Here is a 25,646-nt window from a genome sequence, read left to right as displayed (position 1 = left end):
TCAATCCGCATTGGATGTACCCACGCCTCGCGAATAAATTCGCTCCCACAGGTTACCTGCCAGCCACAAAATCGGGGTCAGGGGTTGAAGGCGTCAGACAAGCAAATTGCGGACACCGAGCAACACCAGAAAATGCAGCGGATAAATCAGATACGCCCACCTGCGCATCGGCCAGACACCGAATCCGGGTCGCCATCGCAAGAGCGCCACCCCCAGAAACGGCCCCAGCAGACACGCGATCAACGCCCCAATCGAAATCGGATCACCCCACATCATTCCGTCGATGATCTTCGGCCATTCATTGCTCAACAGGCAGACCACCCCCGGTACCACTGCAAGCCACAACGGCCCACGCAACACCAACAGAAAGGCCGTCGGCAGCAACACGCCATAGGCCCCGAACATGAGTTGCTGGCCAAACGCGACACCCATACCGAGCGCGGCGACACCTAAAAGGCGCGCCGTCCATGAACGGGCGACAGCCCCCTGCGCCACCAGCAGCCCCAGCACTAAGGTCGGCATGACGTTCAGCGTAGTGACCTCACCCGCCATGTACAGCCGATAGGGAAACTCGGCGACCACGGAAAAAACCGCCAGCCACGTCAGATATTTCCAGTCCGGACGAGGCGTCACCCCGCGCGAAAGGCTGCGTCCGACATTCGCCGCAATCGCCAGACAGAACCACGCAAACGCCAATCGCCCCGGCACGTACAGCCCATCGACATGCCAGCCGACATAACGCAGGTGATCAAGCACCATGCTCAGCATTGCCAGCCACTTGAGCAGGTCCAAGGCCCGGTCGCGCTCGGGGCGCACCGCTGAAATCGTCTCGGTCATCGAGCCTCACTCATTTGCTGCCCTCCGTTTTACTGAATGTTCTGACGCAAGAATGCATGACCTCTGCATTGAAATCTGGTTACAGTCGCAACCTTCGATTACAGGGAACCGGCCATGTCAGACCAAAGCCAGCAGTTTGCCAGCGACAACTATTCGGGAATCTGCCCGGAAGCGTGGGCGGCCATGGAGCAAGCCAACCATGGCCACCAGCGTGCCTACGGCGACGACCAATGGACAGCGCGCGCGGCCGATCAATTCCGCCAGTTGTTCGAAACCGACTGCGAAGTGTTTTTCGCCTTCAACGGCACGGCAGCCAACTCCTTGGCGCTGTCGTCGTTATGCCAGAGCTACCACAGCGTCATCTGCTCCGAAACCGCCCACGTCGAAACCGACGAGTGTGGCGCGCCGGAGTTCTTTTCCAACGGCTCGAAGCTGCTCACCGCTCGCAGCGAGAACGGCAAGCTGACGCCCGCGTCGATTCGTGAAGTCGCGCTCAAGCGCGCCGACATCCACTATCCGAAACCGCGTGTCGTGACGCTGACTCAGGCAACCGAAGTCGGCAGCGTCTACCTGCCCGAAGAGCTGAAAGCCATCAGCGACACCTGCAAGGAACTGGGCCTGAACCTGCACATGGACGGCGCCCGTTTCGCCAACGCCTGCGCATTTCTGGGCTGCTCACCGGCTGAGCTGACCTGGAAAGCGGGCATCGACGTGCTGTGCTTCGGCGGCACCAAGAACGGCATGGCAGTGGGTGAGGCGATTCTGTTCTTCAACCACAAGCTGGCAGAAGACTTCGACTATCGCTGCAAGCAGGCAGGGCAACTGGCGTCGAAAATGCGTTTTCTGTCGGCTCCTTGGGTGGGCCTGCTGGAAAACGATGCGTGGCTCAAACACGCTCGCCACGCCAACGCCTGTGCGCAATTGCTGGCCGACCTGGTCAAGGACATTCCGGGCGTTGAGCTGATGTTCCCGGTGCAGGCCAACGGCGTATTCCTGCAACTGTCGGAGGCAGCCATTGCCGCACTGACCGCCAAGGGCTGGCGGTTCTACACCTTCATCGGCAGCGGCGGCGCGCGCTTCATGTGCTCGTGGGACACCGAAGAGGCCCGCGTGCGCGAGCTGGCCGCGGATATCCGTCTGGTGATGGGGGCCTGATCCGAGAAACGGCGCCGTATAACTGTGGGAGCGAATTCATTCGCGATAAAGGGTACAGCCGACATCAATGTGTCGGACGTACCTACCAATCGCGAATGAATTCGCTCCCACAAGGAATCACTGCAATCAGACCGATCAATCTCTGCAGAAGCATTCACCCCTGCGCAATCACCTTCTCAATCACCTCGACCGTCGCACTGACCTTGTCTTCATAGCGGCTCAGCGCTTCGGCGTGTTGCTGCTTGAGTTCGATCTGCTTCGAACACAGGTTCAGCGCCGCCAGCACCAAGAGGCGATCACCGATCAGCGTCGGATAACTGCGCTTGGTCTCGGACAGGGCCGACTTGAGCATGACCACGGCATCCATCAGCGTCTGTTCCTGACCTTCAGGCGCTTTGATCGTGTAATCGTTGCCGAGAATGGAAATGACCTTGGTGGTGTCGCGGTCAAGGATCATGCGCCGACCGCACTTGCGCTGGTGGCGCGATCAACCAACGCCTGAATACGGGCGGCCGTGGCGCCCTGCTTCTCTTCCTGCTCCAGCAGACTCAACTGCAAACTGTCGTTGTCATCCCTGGCTTGTTTCAATTCTTCGGCGAGCTGAACATTCGTGTTCTGCAGCGTCTGATTCTGCTGAACCAGATCACCGACGAGTTTTTCCAACTGGCTTAGAGATGCTTCCAACATTTTGATTTCTCAGGCAAATTTCAAAGGGCGCGTACGATAAAGAAAAGTCACTTCAGCTACCAGTGAAATCAGGGCATTCACGCCACAACACCGACACAAAAAGCACAGATACCGCTTCAATTCCGCAAACGCATAACGGACCTGATTGACTGCGTTTTCCCCCTCTTGTTCCTGCTGTTCGTCAGATCGACCTGCCTGCGACAGATGCGCGCACTATGGACCAACCAGTTCAAGTCTTGGCATGCCTGACCGATAAGCAAGTATTCCTTTTCGTACCTCCCCTTTGTTTCGCATGGATCGCGCCCTAATTCAGGAACAGTCATGTCCCTTCGCAACATGAACATCGCGCCCCGTGCTTTTCTCGGCTTCTCCATCATCGGCTTGCTGATGCTGGTGCTTGGCATCTTCGCGCTCGCGCAGATGAGCAAGATCAACGACGCCACTGAAGTCATGGCCACCAACAGCATGCCCAGCATCAAGGCGCTGGATAAGCTGACCGAGGCCAGCGTTCGTCTACGCGTCCTGTCCTATCGTCTGATGCTCAACCGCGAAGCCGATACCCAGCAAAAGACGCTCGACCTGCTGGCCACCCGTAACCGGCAGATCGAAGAAGCACGCGCCGTTTATGTGAAATTGATCTCCGCCCCTGAAGAGCAGGCGACGTACGATCAATACGTGAAACTGCTGGGCGACTATCGCCAGCTCGAAGACCGCATGAAATCGTTGAGCAGCGCTAACAAGCTGGACGAGCTGACGGCTTTGCTTAACAACGACCTGCAAACCAACTCGGACCAGATGAACGTGGTCTTGAGCAAGCTGGTGGAAATCAACACCCAGCAGCTCAACGACACCAACAAAGACGCCTCGAACCAGTATTCGACGGCCTTCACGATGGTGGTCACGCTGTTGATCATTGCCACTCTGCTGACGCTGCTGTTCGCTTGGCTGCTGACGAACAGCATCACTCGCCCAATCTCCTCTGCGCTGAAAGCGGCGGAGGAAATCGCCGAGGGTGATCTGACCCGCACCATTCAGGTAGACGGGAATGACGAAGCCGGTCGTCTGCTGGCGGCCATGCTGAAAATGCAATCGAAGCTGCGCGACACACTGCAACGCATTTCCGGCTCCGCGACTCAACTGGCGTCTGCCGCTGAAGAGCTGAACGCCGTCACCGACGAAAGCGCCCGTGGCCTTTCCCAGCAAAACAACGAGATCGAACAGGCCGCGACCGCTGTCAACGAGATGACCAGCGCCGTCGAAGAAGTGGCCCGCAACGCCGTCAGCACCTCCGAAGCATCGAAAAACGCCACCACCTCGGCCAGCGACGGCCGCGATCTGGTGCAGGAAACCGTCAGCGCCATCGAACGCATGAGCGGAGATGTGCAAAGCACTGCCACCCTGATCGGCAACCTCGCCGAGCAATCCCGCGACATCGGCAAGGTCCTGGACGTGATTCGGGGTCTCGCCGACCAGACCAACCTGCTGGCCCTCAACGCCGCCATTGAAGCTGCACGTGCGGGCGAAGCCGGCCGTGGCTTTGCCGTCGTGGCCGACGAAGTGCGCGCCCTCGCCCACCGCACCCAGCAATCGACCAGCGAAATCGAACGCATGATCGGCAGCATTCAGGGCGGGACCGAGGAGGCCGTCAACTCGATGCGCAGCAGCACCGAACGCGCCGAATCGACGTTGAACATCGCAAAAGGCGCAGGCGTTGCGCTGGACACCATTAACGGTGCGGTGGTGGAAATCAACGAACGTAATCTGGTAATCGCCAGCGCCGCCGAAGAACAGGCTCAAGTGGCTCGCGAGGTGGACCGCAATCTGGTCAACATTCGCGATCTGTCGACCCAATCGGCCACGGGCGCCAACCAGACCAGCGCAGCGAGCAACGAACTGTCGCGTCTGGCCGTGGACCTGAACGGCATGGTCGCCCGCTTCCGCCTGTAAGCCGCTGACAGCAATGAAAAAAGGGGAATGCGCCTATGCGTATTCCCCTTTTTTTCGTCCCTGCTGGTTTGAAAACCTTCGGATCGACAGCAAGCTATTTATTTCAAAATAATGCAAATCCGCTCAAGGCCCCGGATTTACGACCGATAGGCAGTAACCAGACTCGTTTAAAAACGGCCAGGGCGCAGGTCTGCGCCCATTTCTCGGATGATCGGTTATGTCACTGCGCAACATGAACATCGCTCCACGCGCGTTTTTCAGTTTTGCCCTGATAGGCGCCCTGATGTTGTTTCTCGGCATCTTCTCGTTGACGCAGATGAGCAAGATTCGCTCTGAAGGCAACGAAATCGCAAAGAACACCGTGCCGAGCATTCGCAGCCTGGACAAGATGATCGACACCAGCGTGCGCTTACGCGTCCTGTCTTTCCGGCTGCTGGTCAACCGTGACCCGGCAGTTCAACAGAAGACCCTCGACGCCATGACATCCCGCTTCCAGCAAATGGGTATTGCCCAAGCTGTTTATGAAAAGCTGCCGACGACCGCGGACGAAAAAACCAACTATGCCGAATTCAAGCAGCTGCTGATCCAGTACCGTCAGCTCGAAGACCGCATGCGCGCCCTCAGCCAAGACGGAAAAACGGAAGAACTCGCCCGGCTGTTGAACGTCGACTTGCAGGAAAACTCCGACAAGATGAATGCCGTTCTGTCGAAGCTGGTGGAGATCAACAGCAAAGAGTCTGACGCCGCCAACGCCTCTGCGGGCGAGCAATACAACATGGCGTTCAATATGGTGGTCGGGTTGCTGATCCTTGCGACGGTCCTGACGTTGCTGTTCGCCTGGCTGCTGACCAACAGCATCACTCGCCCGATAGGTGCTGCGCTCAAGGCCGCCGAAGAAATCGCCGAGGGCGACCTGACGTCAACGATTGTCGCGGACGGTTCGGACGAAGCGGGTCGCTTGTTGACGGCCATGCTGAAAATGCAATCGAAGCTGCGCGACACACTGCAACGCATTTCCGGTTCCGCGACTCAACTGGCGTCTGCCGCTGAAGAGCTGAACGCCGTCACCGACGAAAGCGCCCGTGGCCTTTCCCAGCAAAACAACGAGATCGAACAGGCCGCGACCGCTGTCAACGAGATGACCAGCGCCGTCGAAGAAGTGGCCCGCAACGCCGTCAGCACCTCCGAAGCATCGAAAAACGCCACCACCTCGGCCAGCGACGGCCGCGATCTGGTGCAGGAAACCGTCAGCGCCATCGAACGCATGAGCGGAGATGTGCAAAGCACTGCCACCCTGATCGGCAACCTCGCCGAGCAATCCCGCGACATCGGCAAGGTGTTGGACGTCATTCGTGGCCTGGCCGACCAGACCAACCTCCTCGCCCTCAACGCCGCCATCGAAGCCGCACGTGCCGGTGAAGCCGGCCGTGGTTTTGCCGTCGTGGCCGACGAAGTGCGCGCCCTCGCCCACCGTACCCAGCAATCGACCAGCGAAATCGAACGCATGATCGGCAGTATTCAGGGCGGCACCGAAAAAGCGGTCGACTCGATGCGCAGCAGTACCGAACGCGCTGAATCGACGCTGAACATCGCCAAAGGCGCAGGCGTTGCGCTGGACACCATTAACACCGCGGTGGTCGAGATCAACGAACGCAACCTGGTGATCGCCAGCGCCGCCGAAGAACAGGCCCAAGTGGCGCGAGAAGTGGACCGCAACCTGGTCAACATCCGCGACCTCTCTGCGCAATCCACCACCGGCGCCAGCCAGACCAGCGCAGCCAGCAACGAACTGTCGCGACTGGCGGTTGATTTGAACGGGATGGTGGCGCGGTTCAGGGTGTAAATGGGTTCCAGATCCAGAAAGGGAATGCTGCTCATCGCGACATTCCCGCCCTCTGAAACTGGAGAAACCACCCGTTACACTTTGCTGAAACCTCAACGTTGACCGCGTTCCTGAGGTCCCTATGATCCAGCGCAACACACCCGCCAAGCCTAGGTTGACCCGGTCAGCACGCTCAAATCGCGCGGGTTTTTTTTGCCTGGAGAAAAGTGGCATGAGGCCATTCGTCAAACCCGCCCTCAGCGTCGATCAGCAATTGGAACTACTGAAAAAGCGCGGCCTGCACATCGCCCGTCGCTCCCTAAAAGTTGGAAGATAGCGAGGTCTCAACATAGCCAACCTCAGCCATCACAGCGGCTTTACGTGGTGCTGACCATGCTCGCGCACCTTACCCGCCTGATCAGCCCTGAGAGTCACTGGAAAACCAAAGCGATCACAATGCTGCGAAAACAAGACGCCTCAAGACTGAGGGCAATGGGAATCCCTGAGGGTTGGGCAGCTCAGGAACAGTGGATGTAGGTCAGTCTGGTTCGCTAAAGCCTGTATCAGTCCGGCTTGCCGGCGGTAGCGCATTCGAAATCGCCACCGCCGACAAGCCGTGCTGCTACCTATTTCATCAATACTCGATCCGCACATCCCCTTTCGGAATGCTGCAGCACGACAGGATGTAGCCTTCTTCCACGTCGTCGTCGGTAATGCCGCCGTTGTGTTCCATCTCGACTTCGCCGCTCAGCTTCATCACCTTGCAGGTCCCGCAGATGCCCATACCGCAGGCTTTCGGGATCATCAGGCCCAGCTTGGCAGCGGCGGCGTGAACGGTTTCGCCTGGCGCCACGCGGATGCTCTTGCCGGTGTCGGTGAACTCGACCTGGTGCAGTTCGGCAATATCGATTTCCGGCGCGTCGGCGGCCTGTTCGGCGTGTTCCACGGCGTCGGCGCGGGCTTCGGGCGGCGTCGCTCCGAAGGATTCCTCGTGGTACTGGGCCATGTTGAAGCCGTTGGCTTCCAGCAGGCGCTTGACGGCGTTCATGTAAGGGGTCGGGCCGCAGCAGAAGACTTCACGTTCCATGAAGTCCGGCGCCATCAGCTCCAGCATCTTTTGGTTCAGGTAGCCGCGATAACCGGCCCATGGTTCGCCGAGACCGTGCTTCTCACAGACGATGTGCAGCGAGAAGTTATTGATACGCGACGCCATCTGCTCAAGTTCGCGGTGGTAGATGATGTCTTTTGGCGAACGGGAGCTGTGAACGAACACCATGTCGACGTTGGCGTTGGTGTCGTAATACCAGCGCGCCATGGACATGACCGGCGTGATGCCGACGCCGCCGCTGAGGTACAAAATCTTCGGGTTCGGGAAGTCGATGGCGTTGAACAGCCCGACAGGCCCGTGAACCGCGAGCTCCTGGCCTTCATGCAGGGTGTCGTGAAGCCAGTTCGAAACCTTGCCGCCCGGCACTCGCTTGATGGTGATCGAGAAGCTGTACGGCACCGAGGGCGAGCTGGAAATGGTGTAGGAGCGCATGGTCGGCACGCCGTCGATTTCCAGCTCCAGGGTGACGAACTGGCCCGGCTTGAAAAAGAACAGGATCGGCTGGTCGGCCATGAAGCAAAAAGTGCGAACGTCCCAGGTTTCCTGGATCACTTTGACGACGCGCACAAGGTGGCGGCCATTGGCCCAGGTCTGCGTGGTAACCGGGCTGAGGAAACTCTGGGACATACTCACTCTCCACGGCCGACTGTCGGCCTCTTATGGTGGCGATTCTGCGTAACGCACGAGCCGCCTATTTACCTATCAGCGACATTCACATACTTATGGCGACCAGCCCCGATCTATAGGGGCTGCGTAGTCGGAAACGGATTCGGCCATGTCGCCCATGGATAAGGTTCGTGTCGCGACCGGCTACACACTCGCCGTCAATCGAATACAGATTTTTTACCTAATAAACATGAGCGACTTCCAAGACCGTCGCCTCGCGTGCCAGACACACAACACAACCGTATTAGCCACATTCGTAGGCCGCTGAAACCGCGACCTGAGGACTTGAAAGATGGACGTCACCGCAACTCTGAGCCTGGGCGATCCGCTGGAACCCGCACGCAAGGCAACCGCCGAAATGCTGCAGACCCGCGAGCGCACTTACTCGCTGCCGCAGCCTTTCTACAGCGATGAGCGGCTGTTTGAAATCGACATGCAGGAAATCTTTCAAAAGGAATGGCTGATCGCGGGCATGACCAGCGAGATTCCGGCCAAAGGTAACTTCCTGACGCTGGAAATCGGCAAGAACCCGATTCTGGTCGTGCGCAAGCCTGACGGCACCGTCGCCGCGTTCCACAACGTCTGCCGCCACCGCGGCTCGCGTCTGTGCACCAAAGAGAAAGGCAAGGTCGCCAAACTGGTGTGCCCGTACCACCAGTGGACCTACGAGCTCGACGGCCGCCTGCTGTATGCGGGCACCGAAATGGGCGCCGACTTCGACATGCAGAAGTTCAGCCTCAAGCCTGTGCACTGCAAAGTGTCCGGCGGCTACATCTTCATCAGCCTGGCGCAAAACCCGCCGGCCATCGACGAGTTCCTGCAGACGCTGAATCACTACATGGAACCGTACGACATGGAGAACACCAAGGTGGCGGTGCAAACCACCTTGATCGAGAAAGCCAACTGGAAGCTGGTGCTGGAAAACAACCGCGAGTGTTACCACTGCAGCGGTTCGCACCCTGAGCTGTTGAACACCCTGCTGGAGTGGGACGACACCAACGATCCGCGCGCCGACCAGAAATTCAAGGATCACGTCGCTGAATCCGCTGCTGCGTGGGAAGCCGAGAAGATCCCTTACCTGCACAAGAGCTTCGGCCTGCGTAACCGCATCGTGCGTATGCCGCTGCTCAAAGGCACCGTGTCCATGACCATGGACGGCCAGCAAGGCAGCAAGAAACTCATGGGCCGCATCAAGAACCCGGATCTGGGCTCGATGCGCATCCTGCACCTGCCGCACTCGTGGAACCACTGCATGGGCGATCACGTCATCGTGTTCACCGTATGGCCACTGAGCGCACAGGAAACCATGGTCACCACCAAATGGCTGGTGCACAAAGACGCCGTCGAAGGCGTGGACTACGACGTCGCGCGCCTGCGTGAAGTCTGGGACGCCACCAACGACCAGGACCGTCGTCTGGCGGAAGAAAACCAGCGCGGCATCAACTCCGTCGCCTACCAGCCAGGTCCGTACTCGCAAACCTACGAGTTCGGCGTGGTCAACTTCATCGACTGGTACAGCGCCAAGCTGCTGGAAAACATGGGCGCAGAGCCTGCGCCTTATTTGAAGGGTGTGGCGGTTAATCACGAGTAAACCGGTGGTCCTATAGCAACACCGCTTGCTGGCGGTGGCGATTTCCAACTCGCTTCCGCCAGCAAGCCGGACTGCTACACGTCCTGGTGGAATCTTCAGGCTTTATTTGATCAAAAAAACACCAAAGCTCGGTTATACCCATCCCGCTGCACCTCTCCAGCATCCGCAAACAACTTATCCACAGCAAAACCCACAGCAATTGTGGGGAAGTCAAATCTCGTCTGTGCAAAAAACCAGGAAAAACCGTGACTTATTTAACCTGGCGGGAATGAGACATGGCTGATTATATTTTGATCAAACCTCCGAAGGGCACGGAATATATGGCTCACAGAGGGTCGCGAACACCTTATCCACAGAATCGCCAACAGAGATTGTGCGCAACTTCGCGCAATAAGCTCATGACTGTGGAAAAGAGTATTAACTGCTGAGATCCAGAGAACTGAAAAGCTTAATCGTCAGAGAAACGTCGGATTGATCAATATTTGCACAATTGCTTTAAAGCCCCGTTTTATAGGGCCCGTAGAGAATAGCGAACATCTTATCCACATAGACACGCACAAAGAATGTGGGCAGAACTGCGCGCAATTTCGAGTTGGCTGTGGAGAAAAAACCGTTTAAACACCGCGAGATAGGTCGGTTAATTTTTAACCTTCGACTTGTAAGCCACGCAATACAAGGCCTGCAGAAATGGCTGAACAGTTTATCCACAGGTGGGTTAACAGGGATTGTGGGTATGTGGACAGGTTGGAGGGCGCAAGAATCGGAAGCGTCTGACAGTCAAATGACTTCACATTCCATAGACTGCCGATACAGCAAACCTAGAGGAATTCACCCATGTACGAATGGACTCCCTTTTCTCCCAAAGTAATTCTCGAAGCGAATCGCCGGCTATCCCAGCGTAAACAAGGAACCTCTTTCGCACTGCCTGCGGAGCTGACAGGAATCTTCAACTTCAGGCCGAAGACTACCGAGGAACTTAGCGAAGCATTCCGGGCGGCTTCTCGAAAGCTTAGACAAGGGACCCAAGCGTAATGAACGCGCGCTACAACCACATTTTCAACGCGCTGGTCGCCGACGAAGACGACATTCTTGGACAATTGGCTTATGCCGCCTATAAGCGCCAAAAAATTGAGTTCATTCAAGCTTTCAAAGACAAGAACGGCACCGATCCAGAGGACGAAGATCTTGTTCCATTCCACGACATCAGCAACGGGCCTTGCCAGCTGGAAAACTACCGCACCCAAGCCGCAAAGCTTGTAAAGGCGTTTTCCGAGGCGTCGCTAGCCTCCGAAGTGGACGGGCTCCGACAATTTTATTCAGAGAAAGCCAGCAATGAGATCCGCTCGGCCAGACCAGGATTCTGGAAAGGTGCATCACAGAGCGTTTTGGGGTCTGGAGCGTTCACCCTCTTGATCGGATGTCTGGTGTTCTTCACCTGGAGCCTCAAGCAAGGCCCTCGCCACGTGATAGAGAAGGTTTTCGATGTGACCATCGTCGATATCGTGTCCAGCGGGCCGACAGTTGCCGTGGATGATCTGCAACTCTAAACACAAAAAGCGCCAAACAGGCGCCTTTTGCGTGAGAAGAGAGAGCCCTTAACGCACCACTCCTTCCTCTACCAACAGCTTCAAAATCGCCGCAGCGCCTTCCTGGGGGCTTACGCCTTTAAGCACTTGCCCGCCGCCGCCGCTGGCTTTTGCCGTCGCCGCTTTCATCCGGTCCGCTCCGCTCTTCGCCTTGATCACTTTCAAGCGTTTCGGCCGAGGTTTGGCCGGGGTCAGTTCGGCGCCTGTGAATAACTCGTCGATGGTGACTTCAATGTCTTCCACGTCCAGCGTGCCGCGTTGTGCCGGGCCGTAGGCACTTTGACGCGGTTTCGGCGCGGCGTTATCCACAGTGGCGAGAAACGGCAGACGAACCTTCAGGCGGCGACGCTGACCCCGTGGCAACGCCTGGAGCACCTGAGCGCTGCCGTTGCTGATGGACTCCACTTCAGCCATCCCCACCACCAGTGGCCAGCCGAGCTTTTCGGCGAGCAGGTAGGGCAGCATGCCGGAGCCTTCGCCGGTTTCGGCTTGAGTGCCCGCCAGCACCAGCTGTACGCCGGATTCGCGGACGTAATCGGCCAGCCCCGGCAGCGCATCGGCACCTTGAGGCTGGTCGAGGACGTGCAGTTCTTTCAGGCCCATGCCGAGGTAAGCACGCAATGCGGGCTCTTCGGCATTGCCGGCGTGCAGCACGTGCAAGTTATCCCCAGCCAGTTGGAGGCCCAGCTCAACCGCACGGGCATCCTGTTCGGCGCGGCGTGGACGCCCCGAGGTCGGGTGCGCGCCAATGGAAACGAGGCTGATGACGTGCAAGGCGGCTTTATCCACAGGCAGTTTTTTGTCAGGCTGCATCGCGTTTCGCCTCGTTCCGGTAGGCCTCGACGGCTTCGATGAGCGCGTTGAGGATTTCAGCGCTTTCGCCAATCACTGACAAATCAGCACGTTTGATCATGTCGCAGGTTGGATCAAGGTTGATCGCCACGACTTTGTCGCACGCGCCGATGCCTTGTAAGTGCTGGATCGCACCTGAGATACCCACAGCCACGTAAACCCGGGCCGTGACCCAGGTGCCCGATGCGCCGACCTGGCGATCGCGGGTCATGAAGCCATCGTCCACCGCCACGCGGGAGGCGCCTTCGGTGGCGCCCAGCGCAGCAGCAGTACGGTGGAACAGCCCCCAATCTTTCACGCCATTGCCGCCAGAGAAAATGAATTCCGCTTCGGCCATGGGGATAAGTGCAGGGTCAACCGCCACCGCGCCGAGGTCTTCGATGCGCGGTAGGCTGCGGGCGATGGTTGTGGACAACTCGACCGGCAGGGCTTCGTGGCGGGTCTCGCTGACCGGTTCGGCGCACTCGGCGGCGGCCAGGATGAGGCGAGAAACTGCACGCGAAATATCTTCACGGCCAGCGCCAGCGCGGCCTGTAGCCTGTTGATCCTTGATCTGCCAGACACGCGTGGCCGGGCGTTCACCCAAGCTGGCGGCAAAACGACGGCCCAACTCGCCACCACCGGTGCGGCTATCAGGCAGCAGCCAGTGGCGTGGGTCGAACTGGTTATCCACAGCCCGCAAACCTTGCACGCGCTGCTCCGGTGAGTAACCGGCGAATTCCGTGCCTTCCAATACCAACAGACGGTCAACGCCCGCCGTATCGAATGCGCTTTCTTTGTGCTCACCGAAGACGACCGCCAATACTGCACCGTCCTTGCCCGCCAGGCTGTGGGCCAGGCCCAGCAGGTCGCGGTCGTGGCTGCTCAGGCGACCGCCGACCATGTCAGGAACGACCGCAATGAAAAACGCCGGATCAGCCACTTGATGCAGCGGCAATTGCACTTCAACGGAAGCCGAACGCTTCGTGGTCCCGCCCTGCTGTGCGCCACTGCGGTCGATGCGCTTGATGCCGTTGGGGCCAATGAAACCAATGCCATGCAGGTTTTTGCGGATGATACCGTTCGGTCCCATCCAGCTGGACTGCGCCGGTTGCATGGCGGCGTGCAGCGGGTGCAAGCGGTTGCGAGCGATCCACTCGGCACGAGGGTCGCGGCGGATAATGTCGCTCATCAATGCGCCTCCGCAGGTTCACGTTTGGTCGGTGCCGGTTTGACCGGTGCAGCGTCTTCGAGCAGCGCGTCGGCCACCAGTTCGGCGATGTCCTTGATCATCGGGCGTGGTTCGACCACACCTTCCAGCATCGCGGTGCACTGTGGGCAACCCACGGCCACCAGTTCGGCGCCGGTTTCGCGGATGTCTTCCATGCGCATGTCGGGTATCCGCTGTTTGCCCGGAATGTCGGTGATCGGCGCGCCGCCACCGCCGCCGCAGCAACGGGAGCGGAAACCGGAGCGCTGCATTTCCTTGACCTCAATACCCAGCGCCTTGAGCACGTCGCGCGGCGCTTCGTACTCGCCGTTGTATCGTCCCAGGTAGCACGGGTCGTGATAGGTCACGCTGGAGCCTTTGTGCTGGCCCAGATTCAGCGCGCCACCGCCGATCAGCTCGGCCATGTAGGTGCTGTGGTGCTGCACGAGGTAGTTGCCGTCGAAGGCGCCGTACTCGTTTTTCAGCACGTGGAAACTGTGCGGATCGCAGGTGACGATGCGTTTGAAGCTGTATTTCGACAGCGTCTGAATGTTGCGTTTGGCGAGCATCTGGAAGGTCGCTTCGTCACCCAGACGACGGGCCACGTCACCGCTGTCGCGCTCTTCCAGGCCCAGTACTGCAAAGTCGACTTTCGCCGCTTTCAGGACTTTGACGAAGGCGCGCAGCGTACGCTGGTTGCGCATGTCGAACGCGCCATCACCGACCCAGAACAGCACGTCAGTGGTCTTCTTGTCGCTCATCAGGCTGAGGTTCAGGTCAGCCGCCCAGTTCATCCGGCCGCCCGGCGCAAAACCGCCCGGGTTGTCGGTGGCGATGAGGTTTTCCAAGACTTCGGCACCCTTGTTCGGGGTCGCGCCTTTTTCCAGGGTCAGGTGGCGGCGCATGTCGACGATGGCGTCCACGTGCTCGATCATCATCGGGCACTCTTCCACGCAGGCGCGGCAGGTGGTGCATGACCACAGGGTTTCGGCATCGACCAGACCGTTGACGATGGGTTGATGCGGGTTGCCTTTGTGTTCGCCGATTGCTTTGCCTGGATAAGGGCTGCCTGCGAAGTTTGCGTCAGTGCCGCCCGCCAGACCGACGACCATGTCCTGAATCAGCTTTTTCGGGTTCAGCGGCTGGCCAGCGGCGAACGCAGGGCACGCTGCTTCGCACTTACCGCACTGCACGCAGGCGTCGAAGCCCAGCAGTTGGTTCCAGGTGAAATCCTGGGGTTTTTCCACGCCCAGCGGCGCGGTCGGGTCGGCCAGGTCCAGCGGTTTCAGGCCGGTCGAACGACCACCGCCAAAGCGCTCGGCGCGACGGTGCCACGCCAGGTGCAGCGCACCGGCGAAGGCATGCTTCATCGGGCCGCCCCAGGTCATGCCGAAGAACAATTCGGAAACGCCCCACAGCACGCCGATCCCCAGGATGATTGCCAGCAGCCAGCCACCGAAGTTTTCCGGGAGGATGCCCGCGACCGGCAAGGTCACCAGAAAGAACGAGCCAGAGAACGCCAGCAAGCTTTTCGGCAGGCGCATCCACGGGCCTTTCGACAGGCGGCTAGGCGGGTTGCGGCGACGCATATAAACGAAGATCGCGCCGACGAACATCACCGCCGTCATCAGTAGCAGCGCGTAACCGAGAATGCGGTTATGCAGGCCGAAACCGTGGACCAGAATCGCCAGAATGATCGACGCCACCGCGCCGCCCGCCGTGGCGACGTGGGTGTTGGCGATGTATTTGTCCCGCGCGACCACGTGGTGCAGATCGACCATGTAGCGCTTGGGCATGGCCAGCAGGCCGCCCAGCAGATCGACCTTGGACGCACGCCCGTTGCGCCACATGGCCACCCGCCGCAAGGCGCCGAGGACACCAAGGCCCAAGGCGGCGAACAGCAGGATTGGAAGAAGGGTACTCAACATCAGACTCACCTCTGCGAGGTGCAAGCCACAAGCTGCAAGCTGCAAGAAAGAGCAACGGTGAACGCAGCGCTTTTAACTTGAAGCTTGCAGCTCAAAGCTCGCAGCTATGCCGTCAAAAATCCTTACAAAGCCGGAGCGCGTCATAGATGGCGGCATGGGTATTACGCTGCGCCACGCAGTCACCGATGCGGTACAGCAGATAGCCATCACCCGCCTGGCTCAACAACGGCTGAGGCTGGATCGCGAACAGTGCGTCGATGTCGATCTGACCCTTGTTGCGCGAATCTTCCTTGAGGCCGTAGTACAGCTCTTCGTCAGGACGCACGCCGTTCTCGATCACCACCTGGTCGATCACCCGCTCCTCTTTGGCGCCGGTGTATTCGTTCTCCAGCACCGCCACCAGCTTGTCGCCTTCGCGGTAGACCTTCTCCAGCATCATGTCGCCGGTCATGATGATTTCTTTCGGGTACATGCTGCGGTAGTACGTGGGGAACGACGTACCGCCCATGGCCACGCCCGGCTTGATGTCGTCGGTGACGATCTCGACCTGACTGCCTTTGTCGGCCATGAAGTCGGCAACCGACATCCCGGTGAATTCACAGATGGTGTCGTAGACCAGCACGTTCTTGGCCGGCGCAACCTTGCCGTCCAGCACGTCCCAGCTGCTGACCACCAGGCCTTCAGCCGCGCCCCAATGCTCGTTCTGCTCGATGAACGGGTGACCGCCCACTGCCAGCACCACCACATCCGGACGCAGGTCGCGAATGGTGGCGACATCGGCCGCGGTGCCCAGACGCAGATCGACCTTCAGACGCGCCAGTTCCAGCTGATACCAGCGGGTGATACCGGCGATCTGATCACGCTGCGGCGCTTTCGACGCCGTGGTGATCTGGCCGCCAATGGCGTCCTTCTTCTCGAACAGGGTCACGTCGTGGCCACGCTCGGCCGACACACGCGCTGCTTCCATCCCGGCAGGACCGGCACCGACGATCACCACTTTGCGTTTCACGCCGGTGGTTTTCTCGATGATGTGCGGCACACCCATGTATTCGCGGGAGGTCGCGGCGTTCTGGATGCACAGCACATCTAGACCCTGATACTGGCGGTCGATGCAGTAGTTGGCACCAACGCACTGACGAATTTGGTCCACCTGGCCCATCTTGATCTTGGTGATCAGGTGTGGGTCGGCGATGTGCGCGCGGGTCATGCCGACCATGTCAACGTAACCGCCTTCCAGAATACGCGTGGCTTGGTTCGGGTCCTTGATGTTCTGGGCGTGCAGAACCGGGGCCTTGACCACTTCCTTGATACCGGCCGCCAGGTGCAGGAACGGCTCCGGTGGATAACTCATGTTGGGGATAACGTTGGCCAGGGTGTTGTGCGTATCGCACCCCGAACCCACCACACCGATGAAGTCGATCATGCCGGTCTGGTCGTAATACTTGGCGATCTCTTTCATGTCTTCATGGCTGAGACCGTCCGGGTGGAACTCGTCGCCGCAGATACGCAGGCCCACGCAGAAGTCAGGACCGACTTCCTTACGCACAGCCTTGATCACTTCCAGACCGAAGCGCATGCGGTTTTCGAAGCTGCCGCCCCACTCGTCCGTACGCTTGTTGACGCGCGGGCTCCAGAATTGGTCGATCATGTGCTGGTGCACGGCCGACAGTTCAACGCCGTCCAGGCCACCGGCCTTGGCGCGGGCTGCAGCGCTGGCGTAGTTGCCGATCACGCGCCAGATTTCTTCCGGCTCGATGGTCTTGCAGGTCGCGCGGTGAACAGGCTCGCGGATACCCGATGGCGACATCAGCGTCGGCCAATGGTCGCCGTCCCAACGGGAGCGACGGCCCATGTGGGTAATCTGGATCATGATCTTGGCGCCGTGCTTGTGCATGGCGTCCGCGAGGTTTTGGAAGTGCGGAATGATCTTGTCAGTGGCCAGGTTGACCGACTTCCACCAGCTTTGCGGGCTGTCGATCGCCACGCTGGAAGAGCCGCCACAAATGGCCAGGCCGATGCCGCCTTTGGCTTTCTCCTCGTAATACTTCACGTAACGGTCGGTGGTCATGCCGCCATCGGTGGCATAAACCTCGGCGTGCGCGGTACTGAGGACGCGGTTGCGGATTGTCAGTTTGCCGATTTGAATCGGCTGAAACATTGCTTCGAAAGCCATCTCACGGTCCTCGGCTTACAACGGTTTTACGACGAACAGGCCATCTTCGTGGCCCTCTTCCGATCCGCCGTAAACCTGCTCGGCTACAGTGCGAACGGAACTGCCTTTGGCAGCGAGAATCTGGTCCATGGCGCCGGCGAACCAGCCTGTGAACATGTAATCGACCTTGCGACCGACCTTGCCGTAGACGTACACGAACGCCGAGTGCTCCAGCTTGACGCTGCAGGTGCCTTTATCCAGGTCGATTTCCTGGATCTTGAACAGGCCCCAGCCACGCTGCGACAGGCGGTTCATGTAGTGTTCAAACACCGCGACGCCTTCGATGCCGTGGCATTCGGCTTCTTTTTCGCACCAGTGCCAGGCGGACTTGTAACCGGCTTTGTACAGAATCTCGGCGTAGGCTTCAGCGCCCAGCACTTCCTCGATGCCCATGTGGTTGTTCACGAAGAAGTGACGCGGCACGTACAGCATTGGCAGGGCGTCGGAGGTCCAGACACCGGTCTCGCTGTCGACTTCGATTGGCAATTGCGGGGCGATCTTGGCCATGGAAACTTAACTCCAGAAAATTTTGTTGGATGCCCTCTCCGCGAACGGGAGAGGGAGGAATTCAGTAGAAAGGGTTACTCGCCCCAGACATCGCCCAGGATACGAACCCAGTTCTCGCCCATGATCTTGCGTACAACGCGCTCCGAATGGCCGCGTTTGAGCAGGGTTTCGGTCAGGTTCGGGAACTCGCCGACGGTACGGATACCCAGCGGGTTGATGATCTTGCCGAAGTTGGTCAGACGACGGGCGTAGCCCTTGTCGTGGGTCAGGTATTCGAAGAATTCCTGACCGTGACCCTGGGTGAAGTCAGTGCCGATACCGATGGCGTCTTCGCCCACAATGTTCATCACGTATTCGATGGCTTCGGCGTAGTCGTCGATGGTCGAATCGATGCCCTTGGCCAGGAACGGCGCGAACATGGTCACGCCGACAAAGCCGCCGTGGTCAGCGATGAACTTCAGTTCGGCGTCGGATTTGTTGCGAGGGTGTTCTTTCAGACCCGAAGGCAGGCAGTGGGAATAGGTCACTGGCTTCTTCGATTCGAGGATGACTTCTTCGGAGGTCTTGGAGCCGACGTGGGACAGGTCGCACATGATGCCGACGCGGTTCATTTCCGCGACGATTTCACGCCCGAAGCCCGACAGGCCGCCGTCGCGCTCGTAGCAACCGGTGCCGACGAGATTCTGGGTGTTGTAGCACATCTGCACGATGCCCACGCCCAGCTGCTTGAAGATCTCGACGTAGCCGATCTGGTCTTCGAACGCGTGGGCGTTCTGGAAGCCGAACAGGATGCCGGTCTTGCCCAGCTCTTTCGCCTTGCGGATGTCAGCGGTGTTGCGCACCTGGATGACCAGGTCGCTGTTCTCGCGGATCAGCTTCTGGCTGGCAGCGATGCTGTCGACAGTCTGCTTGAAGCCTTCCCACACCGACACTGTGCAGTTGGCCATGGTCAGGCCACCTTTACGCATGTCTTCAAACAGCTCACGGTTCCATTTGGCAATGATCAGACCGTCAATAACGATGCTGTCTGCGTGCAATTCGGCTGGGCTCATCAGGCTGTCCCCTCTAGGTTAATCACGCGCCGAAACGTCTGCCGGCGCTTTGGGGCCAGCATATGCCTGAGGGTCGGACGAGCCGGGTGCAAAAACGACAGGGGAATTGCCGAAAGCGTCAAGAAACGACAAAGGGCGACCGCATGCATCTGCCGCCTGCGTTTGATAACTGTTCTTTGCCGCCGGGTTGGGCGAGAATTCCCGACATCACTGAATCGGGAAACCCCAATGAAGACGATTTTTCTGGCTCTGGCTCTATTCGCGACAGGCGCACATGCAGCGGCAAATCCGGACGCCACCCCTTGCGACGGCGTGGACGAGGACAAACAGACCCTGGAATGCTCCGTGTACAGCCGCGACACGGCGGTGAAACTGCTGGACGAAAACTTCGACAACCTGCAAGAGCGCGTGAATACCCAGTTCGGCGCCAACAAAGCACAGGCCAACGAATTCATCGCCAAGCTGAAAACCGCCCAGGATGCCTGGAAAAAACTGCGCGACGCCGACTGCGCCGTGGAAGTCTTCCCTGCCAAGCCTGGCACCAAAGAATTCAACATCGGCCAGAACGACTGCCTGGCGCGCACGAGCGACGAGCGGTCTGAGTATCTGGAAAGCATCGCCCAGTCTGAATGACGTTCGAATGCGCTACCCTGACGCCTTTTACAGACTCAAGGTCAGCACATGAATATCTGCGGCGTAGAAATCAAAGGCAGCGAAGCCATTTTCGCTGTCGCCACTCGCGCCTCCGGCGCGCCTGAACATCTGCCACTGGCAACCAAAAAGATCGCCCTGGAAGACGATGACGAAGCCGCCAACGTCAAAGCGTTCGGGCGTCAAATCTCGACCTTCATTCACGAAAACGCCATCACCCACATCGCCATCAAAAAGCGCAGCAAAAAAGGCGAATTCGCAGGTGGCCCGACCACATTCAAGATCGAAACGATTTTTCAGCTGCTGGATGACTGCGACGTCGTGCTGTTGTCGCCCCAGACCATCAACGCGCAGATGAAAAAGCACAACTTCGAACTGCCTGCAGGACTGAATAAATATCAGCATGAGGCGTACAAAGCGGCGTGTTCGGCGTTGATGAAAGGCGGGAAGTGATTCGGGATTTATGGTCAATTATGGCCGCGGGTATAAATTATACCCGCGGCCATAATTGACCATAATTCAGAGTCAAACGACCTTGGGCTCCCGCGCCACCCGCCCACGATCCTCCCTCGGGCACAACACATACCGCGCCTTGTAACTGCGGGTGAAATACGACGGCGACTCAAACCCGCAGGCAATGCTGACTTCCAGCACGCTCATGTCGCTCTGCCGCAGCAACTGTCGGGCCTTCTCAAGGCGCAGGCCGAGGTAAAAGTTGCTTGGCGTGTCATTCAGATGCAGACGAAACAGCCGCTCCAGTTGGCGGCGTGTCACCTGAATGCCTTCGGCCAATTCCAGCGTGCTCAGCGGCGGCTCGGTGTGCTGCTCCATCACGCCAATCACCTGCACCAGTTTCTTATTGTTGATGCCGTAGCGCGTGGCGATCTGCATGCGTTGGTGGTCTTTGCGCTGGCGGATGCGGCCCAGCACGAACTGTTCTGACACCTTGATCGCCAGATCCGGGCCGTGGGCCTGGCCGATGAGGTCGAGCATCAGGTCGATGGAGGCCGTACCGCCTGCCGAGCTGATGCGGCGGCGGTCGATTTCGAAGAGTTCCTGGGTCGCTTGCACCTTCGGATAAGTTTCCTTGAAGGCGTCGAGCGCTTCCCAATGCAGGGTCAAACGGTAGCCGTCCAACAGGTCCGCTTCGGCCAGTACGAAACTGCCGGTGTCGATGGCTCCCAGCGTCACACCTTCCAGATCGAGGCGTCGCAGCCAGTGCTCCAGCGTTGAGGTGTAACACTTCAGCGGGTCCACACTGGCCATGACGCACAACGTCGCGCCCTTTTTAAGCGGCTCCAGCGCGGCGTCGGCGTTCACCGACATGCCGTTGCTGGCGATCACCGGCCCGCCGTCGGCGCTCAGCACATGCCACCGATACAACTCGCCCCCAAACCGGTTGGCCACGCGCAGAGGCTCCAGCGCCGAGACGAAGCCCATCATGGAGAAACCGGGCATGAGCAGAAAATAGAAATCCTGGGACATCGTTGGCGCGTTCCTTGGGGATTTGGCGGGGGCTGCAAAATATCTGGCAAACGACACGTAACCTGTAGGCCTTCGCTTGCTCGCGATAGCGGCGTATCAGCCAACTGACATGTGTCCGGAGAATCGCTATCGCGAGCAAGCGAAGGCCTACAGGGATCGTGCTTATACCAGATACGCCTGTTCAGACACCGAGGCAATAACACAGGTCGCTCCCGTGCAAGAGCTTGTCGCCGCTGTGCGTTTTGAGGGGCCTTGGGCTGCGTAGCTTTGCACCTCAAAAGCAGGTGCTAAAAAGCCTGCGCCTCACACGACCCTGGCCTGCAAGGAACCTCACTCATGAATCACGACGTCATCATCACCTGCGCACTCACCGGTGCTGGCGACACGACCGGGAAAAGCCATCTGGTCCCGATCACCCCGAAACAGATCGCTGCAGCCGCCGTCGAGGCCGCTAAAGCAGGTGCGACCGTCGTGCATTGCCATGTGCGTGATCCGCAGACCGGCAAGTTCAGTCGTGACGTCGAGCTGTACCGCGAGACCATGGACCGCATCCGTGAAGCGGACATCGACATCATCGTCAACCTGACCGCAGGCATGGGTGGCGACCTGGAAATCGGCCCGGGCGAGCGTCCCACCGATTTCGGCCCGAACACTGACCTCGTCGGCCCGCTGGCCCGTCTGGCCCACGTCGAAGCGCTGCTGCCAGAAATCTGCACGCTGGACTGCGGCACCCTGAACTTCGGCGACGGCGACACCATTTATGTGTCCACTCCCGCGCAACTGCGTGCAGGTGCTAAACGCATTCAGGAACTGGGCGTGAAGGCCGAGCTGGAAATCTTCGACACCGGCCATCTCTGGTTCGCCAAGCAAATGATGAAAGAAGGCCTGCTCGACAACCCGCTGTTCCAGCTGTGCCTGGGCATCCCGTGGGGCGCCCCGGCGGACACCACCACAATGAAGGCCATGGTCGACAACCTGCCAGCGGACGTGGTCTGGGCCGGTTTCGGGATCGGACGCATGCAGATGCCAATGGCGGCGCAAGCGGTGCTGCTGGGCGGCAACGTGCGGGTCGGTCTGGAAGACAACATCTGGCTGGATAAGGGCGTGCTGGCGAGCAACGGCGCACTGGTCGAACGCGCCAGCGAAATCCTCAGCCGCATGGGTGCTCGGGTCATGACCCCGGCTGAAGGCCGCGTGAAGATGGGCCTGAAGAAGCGCTTCTGACTCCGAGTTTCATCTATCTCCCTGTGGGAGCGAATTCATTCGCGAGACGCCAGTACATCCGATGGCGACGTATTGGCTGAATCGCCCCTTCGCGAATGAATTCGCTCCCACAGTTGATCGCATCGACCACAGAATTCTTGTCAGGACATCACCATGACCTTCATCACCGAAATCAAAACCTTCGCCGCGCTGGGTAGCGGTGTCATTGGCAGCGGTTGGGTTGCCCGCGCCCTTGCCCACGGCCTGGACGTCGTCGCTTGGGACCCGGCACCGGGTGCCGAAGCCGCCCTGCGCAAACGCGTCGCCAACGCTTGGCCTGCGCTGGAGCAGAAAGGCCTGGCCGCTGGCGCCTCTCAAGATCGCCTGAAGTTCGTCGCGACCATCGAAGAATGCGTGCGCGATGCCGATTTCATTCAGGAAAGCGCCCCGGAGCGTCTGGACCTGAAGCTCGATTTGCACAGCAAGATCAGCGCCGCAGCCAAGCCCGACGCGATCATCGGCTCCAGCACCTCGGGTCTGCTGCCGTCGGAATTCTACGAAAGCGCGACCCACCCTGAGCGCTGCGTGGTGGGTCACCCGTTCAACCCGGTTTACCTGCTGCCGTTGGTCGAGGTCGTCGGCGGCAAGAACACCGCACCCGAAGCCGTTCAGGCGGCGATCAAAGTGTACGAATCCCTTGGCATGCGCCCGCTGCATGTGCGCAAGGAAGTGCCGGGCTTCATCGCCGACCGTCTGCTCGAAGCGCTGTGGCGTGAGGCGCTGCACTTAGTCAACGATGGCGTGGCGACCACGGGTGAGATCGACGATGCGATCCGCTTTGGCGCCGGGCTGCGGTGGTCGTTCATGGGCACGTTCCTGACTTACACCCTGGCAGGCGGGGATGCGGGCATGCGGCATTTCATGGCGCAGTTTGGTCCGGCCCTTCAACTGCCGTGGACGTACCTGCCAGCGCCTGAGCTGACCGACAAGCTGATCGACGATGTGGTCGATGGCACCAGCGATCAGCTCGGCACGCACAGCATCTCGGCGCTGGAGCGTTATCGCGATGACTGCCTGCTGGCGGTGCTGGAAGCAGTGAAAGCCACCAAGGCCAAGCACGGGATGGCGTTTGAGGACTGATCAGCGCCTGATTGAATAACGCGCAACCTGTGGGAGCGAATCTATTCGCGATGCGGTGGTACAAACGATGGATCTGCGTCGGGTGTATCGGCCTCTCGTGAATGAATTCGCTCCTACAGGGGACCGCGCTAGCCCGCCACTCTGTGACCTTTCTGGATGTTTGCCATGCCCGCTTTGATCACCCACAAAACCCCGATCCTCCAGGATTGGGTGGACTACAACGGCCATCTTCGCGATGCGTTCTATCTGCTGATCTTCAGCTACGCCACCGACGCGTTCATGGACCGTATCGGCTTGGCCAGCGACGACCGGGCTGCCAGCGGCAACTCGCTGTTCACCCTGGAAGCCCACATCAACTACCTGCACGAAGTGAAACTCGGCGAAGAAGTCGAGGTGCGTACGCAGATCGTTGCTCATGACCTCAAACGCGTGCAGCTCTATCACAGCCTCTACAAAGCGGGGGGCGACGAAGAACTGGCGGCCAGCGATCAGATGTTGCTGCATGTGGACCTCGCAGCAGGTCCCAAATCGGCGCCGTTCAGTGAGCAATCGCTGGAAGCATTGCGCTTGCTCAGTGAAGCGCAGCACGACCAACCGGCTCCGACGTATGTCGGTCGAGTGATCGGGCTACCGAAACGCTGATGTGCCTGTGGCCGTGCGGCTCGCCGGCGGTGGCATGGGTGAAATCGCTTCCGCTTACGAGCCGTACGGCCATGAACGATCTATGCCACCACCCGTTTCCCGGTCGGCGGTGAAACGGCGCTGACAGCCGGTTCATCGTCCAGCTTGATGAACATCGCCAGCACCGGTCCCAGCAACACCACGACGATGGACGCCGAGAACGCCGCCATCCAGTTGGTGCCTGTCACGTCCAGCAACCAGCCGATCACCACCGGCGACACCGCCCCTGCCACGGCCATGCCGAAGAAAGTGCACGCGCTGGAGGTGGCCGAATGCTCGTGAGAGACCTCCGTCCCGATCACCCACAACGGCGAGTCCGCCAGCTCCGAGCAGAAGAACGAAAAGCTCAGGCCTGCCGCACAGATGTAGATGTTTTGCGTGAACATCAGTGGAATCAGCCCGATGATCGACGCAAGAAAGCCAAAGATGATCAGATCACGACGCGAGCGCAGCTTGTTGCCGGTCACCTTGAACCGCCAATCCGAGAGCATTCCGCCCACTGCCGTACCAACCGTCCCGCCCAGCAATACGAAGGTGGAAAACAGCGCGGTCTTCGACAGATCCATCCCGTAGCGCTGCGTGAAAAACGATGGAATCCAGTTCAGAAAAAACCACAACACCCAGCCGTGACAGAAACAGGTCGCTGCAGCCGGCCAGACTTTGCGCAACATCGTCGGCCAATGCACCGGCGTCGGTGCACGAACCGGCTCCATGACCACGGCTTCGACCTGTTTCTTCGACTCGCCGAGAATGAAGTACATGACAAACATGTAGATCAGCGTCAGCACACCCAGAATGATGAATGCCATACGCCACGAGAACTGCAGGATCAGGAAAGTCACGATCAACGGCGCCAGCGCATTGGCCAGTCGTCCTGACGCATGCATCACGCCTTGGGCCGTGCCGCGCTGGGTGATGGGAATGGCCCGCGCGATCATCCGTGCGGCAGTCGGGTAGATCGGCGCCTCGCCAATACCGACCACGAATCGGGCAATGACCAGCACGACCAGCCCGCTGACCAGGCCGGTCGCAATCGTCGCCACCGACCAGATCACGCCGTACAACAACATCGCTTTGCGTGAGCCGATGCGGTCACTGAGCCAGCCGCCGGGGATCATGAAGCAGCTGTAGGCCACCGCAAAGGCCGAGAACATCATGCCGAGGTTGGTGTTGCTGAAACCCAGCTCTTTACTGATGGTGGGGGCGGCGACCGCCAGGTTGGTGCGGTCGACATACATGATGAAAGCCATGACGCAAAGCAACACGAAGGTCAGTGTCGCCCTGCGCTTTTGCGCATGAGTCGGTAACATTTTTTCCACCTGTTCTTATCTTTATCGTGGAACGAGC

The 25,646-nt window shown here is 59.2% G+C and carries 21 protein-coding genes and 3 pseudogenes; 12 read left to right on the top strand and 12 right to left on the bottom strand.

Annotation, left to right across the window (positions count from 1 at the left end; translation table 11 throughout):
* Nucleotides 1-93: 93 nt before the first annotated feature.
* Entirely contained in the window at nucleotides 94-837 is a 744-nt protein-coding gene (locus tag ACWKWE_RS25150; protein WP_483852021.1) for a TraX family protein, read from the bottom strand.
* Between the two features lie 114 nt (nucleotides 838-951).
* On the opposite strand from ACWKWE_RS25150, the gene ACWKWE_RS25145 reads away from it, so the two are divergent.
* Nucleotides 952-1,992 (top strand): threonine aldolase family protein, encoded by a 1,041-nt coding sequence (locus ACWKWE_RS25145; protein ID WP_166595678.1) that lies wholly within the window; start codon nucleotides 952-954, stop codon nucleotides 1,990-1,992.
* Nucleotides 1,993-2,146: 154 nt separating this feature from the next.
* On the opposite strand, the gene ACWKWE_RS25140 is transcribed toward ACWKWE_RS25145, so the two are convergent.
* Complete coding sequence (locus tag ACWKWE_RS25140; protein ID WP_166595679.1) at nucleotides 2,147-2,449, bottom strand: cell division protein ZapA; 303 nt, start codon at nucleotides 2,447-2,449, stop codon at nucleotides 2,147-2,149.
* Nucleotides 2,446-2,679: a hypothetical protein gene (locus ACWKWE_RS25135; RefSeq protein ID WP_166595680.1), complete on the bottom strand. Its 234-nt coding sequence runs from the start codon at nucleotides 2,677-2,679 to the stop codon at nucleotides 2,446-2,448. The genes ACWKWE_RS25140 and ACWKWE_RS25135 overlap by 4 nt, the downstream gene beginning before the upstream one ends.
* Before the next feature lie 321 nt (nucleotides 2,680-3,000).
* On the opposite strand from ACWKWE_RS25135, the pseudogene ACWKWE_RS25130 reads away from it, so the two are divergent.
* The 4 genes and pseudogenes from ACWKWE_RS25130 to ACWKWE_RS25115 form a co-directional block, all read left to right on the top strand.
* Nucleotides 3,001-3,771 (top strand): annotated as a pseudogene (locus tag ACWKWE_RS25130) (MCP four helix bundle domain-containing protein); the annotation flags it as partial.
* Nucleotides 3,754-4,626: a methyl-accepting chemotaxis protein gene (locus tag ACWKWE_RS25125; protein WP_444860670.1), complete on the top strand. Its 873-nt coding sequence runs from the start codon at nucleotides 3,754-3,756 to the stop codon at nucleotides 4,624-4,626. The pseudogene ACWKWE_RS25130 and the gene ACWKWE_RS25125, both read left to right, overlap by 18 nt.
* Nucleotides 4,627-4,843: 217 nt before the next feature.
* Nucleotides 4,844-5,383: pseudogene (locus ACWKWE_RS25120) on the top strand (MCP four helix bundle domain-containing protein); the annotation flags it as partial.
* A pseudogene (locus ACWKWE_RS25115) lies at nucleotides 5,384-6,469 on the top strand (methyl-accepting chemotaxis protein); the annotation flags it as partial. It abuts the pseudogene before it with no gap.
* 613 nt (nucleotides 6,470-7,082) lie between these two features.
* On the opposite strand, the gene gbcB reads toward ACWKWE_RS25115, so the two are convergent.
* Entirely contained in the window at nucleotides 7,083-8,183 is a 1,101-nt protein-coding gene (gene gbcB, locus ACWKWE_RS25110; RefSeq protein ID WP_166595683.1) for a glycine-betaine demethylase subunit GbcB, read from the bottom strand.
* 331 nt (nucleotides 8,184-8,514) lie between these two features.
* Between gbcB and gbcA the strand changes: the two genes are divergently transcribed.
* Both gbcA and ACWKWE_RS25100 read left to right on the top strand, forming a co-directional pair.
* Nucleotides 8,515-9,813 carry a glycine-betaine demethylase subunit GbcA gene (gbcA, locus tag ACWKWE_RS25105; protein WP_166595684.1) on the top strand — a complete coding sequence of 433 codons (1,299 nt, stop codon included), beginning with the start codon at nucleotides 8,515-8,517 and terminating at the stop codon, nucleotides 9,811-9,813.
* A gap of 1,031 nt (nucleotides 9,814-10,844) precedes the next feature.
* Nucleotides 10,845-11,360 carry a hypothetical protein gene (locus tag ACWKWE_RS25100; protein WP_483852020.1) on the top strand — a complete coding sequence of 172 codons (516 nt, stop codon included), beginning with the start codon at nucleotides 10,845-10,847 and terminating at the stop codon, nucleotides 11,358-11,360.
* Nucleotides 11,361-11,408: 48 nt separating this feature from the next.
* On the opposite strand, the gene etfB is transcribed toward ACWKWE_RS25100, so the two are convergent.
* The 6 genes from etfB to ACWKWE_RS25070 all read right to left on the bottom strand — a co-directional run bounded on the left by etfB (nucleotide 11,409) and on the right by ACWKWE_RS25070 (nucleotide 19,139).
* Nucleotides 11,409-12,212 (bottom strand): electron transfer flavoprotein subunit beta, encoded by an 804-nt coding sequence (etfB, locus tag ACWKWE_RS25095; protein WP_483852019.1) that lies wholly within the window; start codon nucleotides 12,210-12,212, stop codon nucleotides 11,409-11,411.
* Nucleotides 12,202-13,422, bottom strand: a complete 1,221-nt coding sequence (gene etfA, locus ACWKWE_RS25090) for an electron transfer flavoprotein subunit alpha (protein ID WP_483852018.1) — start codon at nucleotides 13,420-13,422, stop codon at nucleotides 12,202-12,204. Before etfA ends, etfB begins: the two co-directional genes overlap by 11 nt.
* Nucleotides 13,422-15,368 carry a dimethylglycine demethylation protein DgcB gene (gene dgcB / locus ACWKWE_RS25085; RefSeq protein WP_483852017.1) on the bottom strand — a complete coding sequence of 649 codons (1,947 nt, stop codon included), beginning with the start codon at nucleotides 15,366-15,368 and terminating at the stop codon, nucleotides 13,422-13,424. The genes etfA and dgcB overlap by 1 nt, the downstream gene beginning before the upstream one ends.
* Before the next feature lie 112 nt (nucleotides 15,369-15,480).
* Nucleotides 15,481-17,541, bottom strand: coding sequence for a dimethylglycine demethylation protein DgcA (dgcA, locus tag ACWKWE_RS25080; RefSeq protein WP_166595688.1), 2,061 nt, complete (start codon nucleotides 17,539-17,541; stop codon nucleotides 15,481-15,483).
* Between the two features lie 15 nt (nucleotides 17,542-17,556).
* Nucleotides 17,557-18,087 (bottom strand): DUF5943 domain-containing protein, encoded by a 531-nt coding sequence (locus ACWKWE_RS25075; protein ID WP_166595689.1) that lies wholly within the window; start codon nucleotides 18,085-18,087, stop codon nucleotides 17,557-17,559.
* A 74-nt stretch (nucleotides 18,088-18,161) separates the two neighbouring features.
* Entirely contained in the window at nucleotides 18,162-19,139 is a 978-nt protein-coding gene (locus ACWKWE_RS25070; protein ID WP_166595690.1) for a dipeptidase, read from the bottom strand.
* Between the two features lie 228 nt (nucleotides 19,140-19,367).
* Here ACWKWE_RS25070 and ACWKWE_RS25065 point away from each other — a divergent pair, with 228 nt between their 5' ends.
* Nucleotides 19,368-19,772, top strand: coding sequence for a lysozyme inhibitor LprI family protein (locus tag ACWKWE_RS25065; protein WP_166595691.1), 405 nt, complete (start codon nucleotides 19,368-19,370; stop codon nucleotides 19,770-19,772).
* Between the two features lie 48 nt (nucleotides 19,773-19,820).
* Nucleotides 19,821-20,243: a DUF3010 family protein gene (locus ACWKWE_RS25060; protein ID WP_166595692.1), complete on the top strand. Its 423-nt coding sequence runs from the start codon at nucleotides 19,821-19,823 to the stop codon at nucleotides 20,241-20,243.
* A gap of 72 nt (nucleotides 20,244-20,315) precedes the next feature.
* On the opposite strand, the gene ACWKWE_RS25055 is transcribed toward ACWKWE_RS25060, so the two are convergent.
* Nucleotides 20,316-21,275 (bottom strand): GlxA family transcriptional regulator, encoded by a 960-nt coding sequence (locus ACWKWE_RS25055; protein ID WP_483852016.1) that lies wholly within the window; start codon nucleotides 21,273-21,275, stop codon nucleotides 20,316-20,318.
* Nucleotides 21,276-21,611: 336 nt separating this feature from the next.
* Here ACWKWE_RS25055 and cdhC point away from each other — a divergent pair, with 336 nt between their 5' ends.
* The 3 genes from cdhC (at nucleotide 21,612) to ACWKWE_RS25040 (ending at nucleotide 24,260) form a co-directional block, all read left to right on the top strand.
* Nucleotides 21,612-22,499, top strand: coding sequence for a 3-dehydrocarnitine:acetyl-CoA trimethylamine transferase CdhC (gene cdhC, locus ACWKWE_RS25050; protein ID WP_166595694.1), 888 nt, complete (start codon nucleotides 21,612-21,614; stop codon nucleotides 22,497-22,499).
* Between the two features lie 153 nt (nucleotides 22,500-22,652).
* Complete coding sequence (locus ACWKWE_RS25045; RefSeq protein WP_483852015.1) at nucleotides 22,653-23,618, top strand: L-carnitine dehydrogenase; 966 nt, start codon at nucleotides 22,653-22,655, stop codon at nucleotides 23,616-23,618.
* Between the two features lie 165 nt (nucleotides 23,619-23,783).
* The gene (locus ACWKWE_RS25040) at nucleotides 23,784-24,260 is read left to right on the top strand and encodes a thioesterase family protein (RefSeq protein WP_483852014.1); all 477 of its coding nucleotides are present in this window, start codon (nucleotides 23,784-23,786) and stop codon (nucleotides 24,258-24,260) included.
* Nucleotides 24,261-24,340: 80 nt separating this feature from the next.
* Here ACWKWE_RS25040 and ACWKWE_RS25035 read toward each other — a convergent pair whose 3' ends face one another.
* Nucleotides 24,341-25,609, bottom strand: a complete 1,269-nt coding sequence (locus ACWKWE_RS25035) for an MFS transporter (RefSeq protein WP_483852013.1) — start codon at nucleotides 25,607-25,609, stop codon at nucleotides 24,341-24,343.
* Between the last annotated feature and the right edge of the window lie 37 nt (nucleotides 25,610-25,646).

This window comes from Pseudomonas salicis (assembly GCF_057128705.1).
Note: the sequence above shows the minus strand (reverse complement) of the source record. Positions and strands in the feature narration are given on the sequence as shown.